Origin of the sequence: Falsiroseomonas sp. E2-1-a4, assembly GCF_051433165.1 — a bacterium.
GTDB lineage: Bacteria > Pseudomonadota > Alphaproteobacteria > Acetobacterales > Acetobacteraceae > Falsiroseomonas.
The window spans coordinates 1-8,008 of the sequence record NZ_JBHMFS010000045.1; the positions used below are offsets into that span (position 1 = coordinate 1).

The 8,008-nt window shown below is 69.7% G+C and carries 5 protein-coding genes; 3 read left to right on the forward strand and 2 right to left on the reverse strand.

Going from position 1 to position 8,008, the window contains the following annotated elements; all coding sequences use genetic code 11:
• Positions 1–251 precede the first annotated feature (251 nt).
• Entirely contained in the window at positions 252–2,993 is a 2,742-nt protein-coding gene (fdhF, locus tag ACFHNC_RS24240) for a formate dehydrogenase subunit alpha (protein ID WP_437171812.1), read from the reverse strand.
• Entirely contained in the window at positions 2,990–4,693 is a 1,704-nt protein-coding gene (locus ACFHNC_RS24245) for an NADH-ubiquinone oxidoreductase-F iron-sulfur binding region domain-containing protein (protein ID WP_437171813.1), read from the reverse strand. Before ACFHNC_RS24245 ends, fdhF begins: the two co-directional genes overlap by 4 nt.
• A 447-nt stretch (positions 4,694–5,140) precedes the next feature.
• On the opposite strand from ACFHNC_RS24245, the gene ACFHNC_RS24250 reads away from it, so the two are divergent.
• From ACFHNC_RS24250 to ACFHNC_RS24260, 3 genes are all read left to right on the forward strand, one after another.
• Entirely contained in the window at positions 5,141–6,526 is a 1,386-nt protein-coding gene (locus ACFHNC_RS24250; RefSeq protein WP_437171814.1) for a peptidoglycan-binding protein, read from the forward strand.
• A 299-nt stretch (positions 6,527–6,825) separates the two neighbouring features.
• On the forward strand, positions 6,826–7,368 hold the full coding sequence (locus tag ACFHNC_RS24255) for a hypothetical protein (protein ID WP_437171815.1): 543 nt from the start codon (positions 6,826–6,828) through the stop codon (positions 7,366–7,368).
• Between the two features lie 117 nt (positions 7,369–7,485).
• Positions 7,486–7,785: a hypothetical protein gene (locus ACFHNC_RS24260; protein WP_437171816.1), complete on the forward strand. Its 300-nt coding sequence runs from the start codon at positions 7,486–7,488 to the stop codon at positions 7,783–7,785.
• Positions 7,786–8,008 lie beyond the last annotated feature (223 nt).

An 8,008-nucleotide genomic window follows, 5' to 3' on the forward strand; every position in this document is an offset into this window, starting at 1 on the left:
TCCCAAGGCCCGTTCGCTGCTGGATTGGTCACCGGACTGGACACTCGATCGCGCGCTGGAGGAGACGCTCGACTGGTATCGCGACTGGCTCGGCGCGCCAGTTGCGCGCCGTCGGGTGGATGAGACGACGACAGGCCTCGTGCTGCGAGCAGCAAGCCCCGTCGGGTGCGAGGGGTAGCGTCCGCGACCCGTTCCCGGAGTCACGGGAGGGCGGCAGGCGCGCCGCGATCATCCCGGGTCCCTGGGGGCGGTCACACCGCTTCGATGCGCACGGCGCAGTACTTGAATTCCGGTATCTTGCCGAAGGGATCAAGCTGCGGGTTCGTCAGCAAGTTGGCCGCGGCCTCGCGATAGGCGAAGGGCATGAAGACGAGGCCTTCCGGCAGATCCGGGTCGGCGCGCGCGAAAAGCTCCACTGCGCCGCGGCGCGTGGACAGACGCAGGCGCCCTCCCGGCGCCACGCCAAGCCGCCGCAGCACTTCCGGTGCGAGGGAGGCAGTGGGCGAGGGTTGCAGCGCATCCAGCACGCTGGCGCGCCGTGTCATGGCACCGGTGTGCCAATGCTCCAGTTCGCGCCCCGTGGTCAGCACGAAGGGAAACTCCTCATCCGGCATCTCCGCCGGGTCGAGCAGGTTTGCCGGCACCAGCCGCGCGCGGCCGGTGACGGTCGGGAAGGTCTCGCCGAAGACGATCGCCTGCCCCGGCTGGTCCGGGCCGAGGCAGGGATAGGTGACGCTGTCCTCCCGCAGCAGCCGGTCCCAGGTGATGTTGTCGAGGCTCGGCATGGCCAGCGCCATCTCCGCGAAGACCTCGCGCGGATGGGTGTAGCTCCAATCCAGCCCGAGCCGCCGGGCCAGGTCCACGATGATGGCAAGGTCCTGGCGCGCCTGGCCGGGCAGCGGCAGCGCGGCGCGGCCCATCTGCACCTGGCGGTTCGTGTTGGTCGCCGTGCCGTCCTTTTCCGGCCAGGCGGAGGCGGGCAGCACCACATCGGCCAGCGCCGCCGTCTCCGTCAGGAACAGGTCCTGCACCACGAGGTGGTCGAGCCGCACCAGCGCCGCGCGGGCATGCGCGAGGTCGGGGTCCGACATCGCCGGGTTCTCGCCCATCACGTACATCCCGGCGATCTCGCCGCGCTCCATGGCGCCCATGATCTCGACCACGGTGAGGCCGGGCGTGGGGTCGAGCCGTGCGCCCCACAGCGCCTCCAGCCGCATGCGGGCCGTGTCATCGCCGGTGGGGTGGTAGTCCGGGAAGGCCATCGGGATGAGTCCGGCATCCGAGGCGCCCTGGACGTTGTTCTGCCCGCGCAGCGGATGCAGCCCGGTGCCGGGCCGTCCGACATGGCCGCAGAGCAGCGCGAGCGCGATCAGGCAGCGCGTATTGTCGGTGCCATGGGTGGATTGGCTGATCCCCATGCCCCACAGGATCATCGCACGATCGGCGCGGGCGAAAAGGCGGGCGACGCGGCGGATCTGGGACGCCGGCACGTCGCAGATCGGCGCCATCGCCTCCGGCGTCAGCGCCGCGACGTGGTCGCGGAGCTGCCCGAAATCCTCCAGATGGGCCGCAACGTATTGCCGGTCGTGCAGCCCTTCCGTGATGATGACATGCAGCATCGCGTTCAGCAGCGGCACGTCGCGGCCCGGCGCGAAGCGCACCACCTCCGTCGCGTGGCGATCGAGGCCGGTTCCGCGCGGGTCCATGACCACCAGCTTCGCGCCGCGCGCGGCGGCTTCCTTCAGGAAAGTGGCGGCGACGGGATGGTTCTCGGTCGGACGCGCGCCGATCACCACGATCACTTCCGCCTCCAGGGCCGCGGTGAAGGGGGCGGTGACGGAACCGCTGCCGATTCCCTCGAGCAGCGCGGCGACCGAGGCCGCATGGCAGAGCCGCGTGCAATGATCCACGTTGTTGGTGCCGAAGCCCGTGCGGACCAGCTTCTGGAACAGGTAGGCTTCCTCGTTGGAGCCCTTGGCGGAGCCGAAGCCGGCCAGCGCGTTTGGCCCGCGCGTGTCGCGGATGCGGCGCAGGCCTTCCGCCGCGCGCGACATCGCCTCCTCCCAGCTTGCCTCGCGGAATTTTCCGCGGGCCTGGCCGAGATCGACGCAGTCACCGGGTTTCTTCGCGGCGTCGTCGATGCGGACCAGTGGCACCGTCAGCCGCTCGGGGTGGCGCACATAGTCGAAGCCGAAGCGCCCCTTCACGCAAAGCCGGCCCAGATTGGACGGCCCGTTGCGCCCCGTCACCTCGACGATGACATCGTCCCGCACCCTGAAATCGACCTGGCATCCGACGCCACAATACGGGCAGACGCTGGGCACCACGCGCTCCGCCGCCTGCGGACGCTGGCCGGCCTGGTCCACGACGGATTTAGGCAGGAGTGCACCGGTTGGGCAGGCCTGCACGCATTCCCCGCAGGCGACGCAGGTGCTTTCGCCCATCAGCGTCGCGGTATCGAACACCACCTGCACGTCCATCCCACGATGAGCGAGGCCGATGACATCGTTGTGCTGCACCTCGCGGCAGGCACGCTCGCAAAGCCCGCACTGGATGCAGGCGTCAAGCTGGACCAGCATGGCGGGGTGGCTCGCATCCGGGCGCGGTGCATGCGGCTCCGGTGCGAAGCGGCTCCCTGTCACGCCGACATGCCGCGACCAGCGCGCGAAGACGCCGGAGGGATCGCGCGCATTGGCGCCGGGCTGGTCCGCCAGCAGCAGCTCGAACACCATCCGGCGCGCATGCTGCGCGCGCGGTGTCGCGGTCTGCACGACCATGTCCTCGGTCGGCTTGCGGATGCAGGACGCCGCCAGCACGCGCTCCCCGCTCACCTCGACCAGGCAGGCACGGCAATTGCCGTCGGGACGGTAGCCCGGACGCTCCAGGTGACAGAGATGCGGCACCTCCACGCCGAGGCGTGTCGCCACCTGCCAGATGGTCTCGCCAGGCCCGGCCTCGACCTCGCGGCCATCCAGTGTGAAGCGCGTCGTCATGACAGTAGGTCTTCGGGGAAGTGGCGCAACAGGGTCAGCACCGGGTTCATCGCCGCCTGGCCCAGCCCGCAGATCGAGCCATCCGCCATGCCCTGCGCCAGGTCCTTCAGCAGCGCGCGGTCCCACACCGGCGCGTCCAACATATGCGCGGCCTTGGCGGTGCCGACGCGGCACGGGGTGCATTGGCCGCAGCTTTCATCCCGGAAGAAGCGCAGCAGGTTGCGCGCCGCCTCCGCCAGATCGTCCTGGTCCGACAGCACCACCACGGCGCCGGACCCCACGAAGCAGCCCTGCGCATCGAGCGTGCCGAAATCGAGCGGCAGGTCGCCCAGACGCTCCGGCAGGATTCCGCCGGAGGCGCCACCCGGCAGATAGGCCATGAAGCGATGGCCGGGTGCCATGCCGCCGGAGAATTCCTCGATCAACTCGCGCACGGTGACACCAGCGGGGGCCAGCTTCTCACCCGGGTCGCGCACGCGGCCGGAGACCGAGAAGAAGCGCAGGCCTGTTCGCCCGCGCCGCCCCTGCGCCGCATATTCGGCCGGACCTTCCGGCGTGCCCAGGATCTGCGGCAGGAACCAAAGGGTCTCGACGTTGTGGATCAGCGTCGGCTGACCGAACAGGCCCGCTTCACCCGGGAAGGGCGGCTTGTGGCGGGGGTAGCCGCGGCGGCCCTCCAGGCTTTCCAGCAGCGCCGTCTCCTCGCCGCAGATATAGGCGCCGGCGCCGCGGCGCAGATGGATCGGCACCTCGGCAAGGCCCGCACGCGCCAGTGCGGCGATTTCGCGCTCCAGGGCGTGGCGCAGATGCGGGTATTCGTCGCGCAGGTAGATCCAGCAGGCATCCGCCTGCACGGCATGTGCGGCCAGCAGCATGCCTTCCAGCACGCGATGCGGCTCGCTCTCCAGGCAATAGCGGTCCTTGAAGGTGCCGGGCTCGCCTTCGTCGGCGTTGACCACGACATGGCGCGGACCGGGATTGGCGCGCACCAGCGCCCACTTCCGGGCCGCCGGGAAGCCCGCGCCGCCAAGGCCGCGCAGACCGGCTTTCTGAATACGCGCCAGCATCACCTCGCGCGGCAGATCGCCCGCGAGCACCGCGGCCAGCACGCGGTAGCCGCCACGGGCGCGGTAGTCCGACAGCGTTGGCGGCGCCGGCATCTCTGGGGCCTGGCCCGCGACGGCGCGTGCGATGCGGTCCGGCGTCGCCGCCTCCACCAGATGGTGTCCGACGGCGCAGGCAGGCGCATGGTGGCAGGCGCCCATGCAGGGGGCCGCCACAAGCCTGACGTCCGCGATGGGTGCGTCGCGCAGCGCCTGCATCAGCCGCGCCGCGCCGGCCATGGCGCAGGGCAGGCTTTCGCAGACCCGCACCGTCACCGGCTCGGGTTCCGGCGCGGCGTCATCCACCACGTTGAAATGCGCGTAGAAGGTGGCGACCTCGAAGACCTCGACCGGCGCCAGGCGCAGCAGGGCCGCCAGCGCCAGCAGGTGACCTTCCCGCAGGTAGCCGTAGCGGTCCTGCAGCGCGTGCAGATGTTCGATCAACAGATCTCGCCGCAGTTCCAACCCCGCAATTGCGGTGACGACAGCCTCGCGCATTTCCGCCGTGAAGCTGCGGCCGCGCGGGCCGGTGCGTGGCCCACGGCGTGGTGTCGGTGGCGCCATGACCGAAGAAAAAGCGGCGGGTGGGGTCACCATGTAGTCGTGCTTCCCCCTGGGCTTGATCGGCCGTCCGGCAAATGGCCAACCCCGGCACCGCACCCAGGAAGCTTGACCATGTTCTGGCATGTCCGCCTGACCGTGCCGTCGCGAAGCGTAGGCGTGGCCGGATGGCCGGCGCAAGACCGCGTCCGGCGAACCGGTGGCCGAATGGCAGGCCGCCATCGTCCGATGACAGCGCAGCCGCAGCCAAACTGGCAGGAACCTCACTCCCGGGCAGCGTCCGCAGAACTGGCGGAAGCGCCGCGGCATAGGTCACGAGACACTCAGGCCGATCACAACACTTGAAGGTGAGGAAACCCCATTTTCATGGTCTGGCGCGCGCAAGAGATGCAGCGTTGCTCGGCCCCCTGCACTGCACTGCTCTCGGCTGCCCAAGAGGCGCTACTCGGGGGGTAGGAAAAGCTGGAGGGAGCCGCGGTCACCATGAAAACCGCTCTCAGCAGCGTTGCGCGTCTTGGGACAAGGATTCTTGCCCTGGGCTTTGTCGCAGCATTCCCCGTCCCCGCCGAAGCGCAGCTCGATCATGTGCTGCGGGACCTGATGGGCCGGCTCACCGCCCCGCAGCCCGTCCAGCCTCCCTACGCGCCGCCTCAGTACGCACCGCCCCCAACGTACCGCCCGCCACCGGAGCGTGCCTTGCAGGCCCCCCCGCCCGCTCGCGCTCCGCAGTCTTCCCAGCCGCGCCAGGCTGATGGTTCCGCCCTTGACCGGCGCGAGGTTGCGGAGGCGCAGCGCCATCTCAATGAGCTCGGCTACGATGCCGGCCCGGCCGATGGCGCGCCGGGTCCACGTACCATCGCGGCCCTGAGCGCCTTCCAGCGCGATTACGGCCAGCGTCAGACTCGCGCGCTGACTTCTTCCGTCATGGCCGAGATCCGGGAGGCATGGCAGGAGCGGTCGGGCGCGGCAGCGCCCGCGAGGCGCATCCCGCCGGTCGCCGCCGCGGATTGCAACCGGGTCAGCACCCCCGTCGAGCGCACCATCTGCGCGAACCCGGCGCTCACCGAGAAGGACAGGGAACTCGGCCAGACCTACGCCGCCGCACGGGATGGATTTCAGCCCGAGGATCGGATCCAACTGCAGCAGGATCAGCGCTCCTGGCTACGCGCTCGGGACGGCTGTGGACCAGATGCGCGCTGCCTGGAAGCGGTGATGCAGGCCCGGATCGAGGCACTGCGAAATCTCTTGCCCACGCGCAGTGAGTCTGCCGCGTCCGCGCCGCTGCGCGCCACGGAGGCGCCGCAATGGGCGGCCGTGCCCAGCATGACGAATGTGCCGATAGTCGATCTGGCTGGGCCGGCCCATGCGTTCCTGCCCTCGATCGGCGAGCTATGGAACGAGGAGCGCGCGCGGGGCAGCCAGCGCCCGGCTGGCGCTCATGTGGTTGCGCCGTCGCGCACGGCGTGGGCCCGCACGATCCGCGCCCTTGGCCTGGTCGCGGTGCCGCGCCCGCTGGAAAGCCTGGACGACCTTGAGGTTCGTTCCCTGGCCTGCCTCCTCCTCGACCCGCCGGCACGGGCCACGGTCTTCGGCCGCACCCCTGCCTACGGACCCTACCAGGACGTCTGTGGCACATGGCACGAGGGCGAGGATCCAGCGCGCGGTCCAACCCTGTCGGCCTCCGCGCGCATTGCGCTACGAGAAGGCGCGGCGGCGTTTCGGGCGCGGGAGCTGCCAAGGATCCTGGCCGAGACACCACAGCTTCCGCTGCGGATGCTCGTCCGCTGGCCTGTGAGCGCCGTATGGCGGCCGGCGGCGGTGCCAGCCAGGACACCGGCAACCAGCATACCGCCGTCTGGGCGGGACTGATTGGAAAACGGGCGGCGAGTTGCCCTGACGCGGACCGGCGACCCCCGCCCGCCTTGCCTATTGGAGGCGGTGAGCCGAACACCCTCGCCGAGTGTTTTCCGCTGCTCACCGTGATGGGCGGGCAAGTGTATCCGGGCGGCTCGCCATGGGAGGTGACGGACTCGCTCACCGACCTGCGTGTGACCGCGTGGCTGCGTACACTGGCCGCATCGGCGCCGCCCCGAACTGCACCGGTGCCCACCGTCGCGGCACCAGCCAACCGGGCGCCGCCGCACCCGCCGACGGCGGAAGCAACTGACATGGTGGGTCTCCGGCTCGACATGACGATGCAGGAAGCCGAGGCCGTGATCCGCGCCCACATGCCGGTCGCCCGTGTCTTCGAGACGGTGCCGCCCTCCCCCGGCGAGGCGGCGCAACCGGCGGGCGCCTTCCGCGGCCGCGCCTTCGTCGGCTCCGACCGCCCCGACCTCAGCTTCTCGGAGCGGGTCGCCATCTTTGACGCCCCTTCCGCCGCGGAAGGGCAGGTGGTGGCGATTCTCCGGACGCTCTTCGTCGAGCAGGGCTTGGAAAGGGCGGCGGCGGAAGGACTCACGCAGAAGTACGGCGCGCCGCATCCGGCTACCGCCCGGCGCTGTACCTCGGTCACAGGCGGGACTTCCGCTGCGAATAAGCTACCCGGCCTGCGGGATGGTCGCCCATCGCCGGGCTGCCTCGTCGGTTCGCGAGCGGTGGACCATCCCGGCCTCGAGCCGGCGCTGCCGTCGGCAGGCGCTGATCGTCATCGGCGCGCAGTATGGCCCGAAAATACTGTATGGGGGGGGCGATGCGCTGAACCCTGCTAGCGACAGGCCGAAATATGGTTTGCAGCTTGCAGCCCTTCCTCGCTGCTTCAAACTGTGCCCGCGCCCAGGCGCAAACCGAAAGCGCAAGATGACTCTTCCTCCGGCCACGCTCTCTCCATGAGACGACTCAGCGCGCTCTGGCTTGGACATCTGCCGCTTGAGGTTGCCTTCTGGAAATGGGCCGTGTTCGGCGGCCTGGCAGTCAACATTTCAACAAGCGTGCTGTTTCTCGTCCTCGTCATGCAAAGCCAGCCGCTTGCGGCGGTCGTCGCTGGCTACGCGCTTTCGGTGCCCTACAATATCCTTGTCACAGTCGCCGTCTGGCGTTCTGCCGATCGGTTTTCCGGCCCGCGCCACTGGGCCGTTCTCGCGCGCTTGGTGACGACGCTCAGCATGACGATCCTCAGCGTCACCTGATGTTGGCCAAGACATTCCCCCTGCCAGCACGGCTGCAGATGAACGCAGTGGCCATCGCTCGGCCAGAGCCGCGCCACTTTGGCTGCGAGGGGGCGCCTTCAGTCCTCGCGCCGCCTCAAGATCCGCATACATGCGCTCTGGAAGGAATGCGCTGCGGCTTTGGTCTCACGGCATCGAGAAAGGCGCATTCTAGGCGTTATGTGTCCTTGGCCAAATCCGCCAC

What these genes read in the sequence shown, in the direction of transcription:
- fdhF (WP_437171812.1), bottom strand. Translation starts at nt 2,993, where the DNA reads ATGACGACGCGCTTCACACTGGATGGCCGCGAGGTCGAGGCCGGGCCT.
- ACFHNC_RS24245 (WP_437171813.1), bottom strand. Translation starts at nt 4,693, where the DNA reads ATGGTGACCCCACCCGCCGCTTTTTCTTCGGTCATGGCGCCACCGACA.
- ACFHNC_RS24250 (WP_437171814.1), top strand. Translation starts at nt 5,141, where the DNA reads ATGAAAACCGCTCTCAGCAGCGTTGCGCGTCTTGGGACAAGGATTCTT.
- ACFHNC_RS24255 (WP_437171815.1), top strand. Translation starts at nt 6,826, where the DNA reads ATGGTGGGTCTCCGGCTCGACATGACGATGCAGGAAGCCGAGGCCGTG.
- ACFHNC_RS24260 (WP_437171816.1), top strand. Translation starts at nt 7,486, where the DNA reads ATGAGACGACTCAGCGCGCTCTGGCTTGGACATCTGCCGCTTGAGGTT.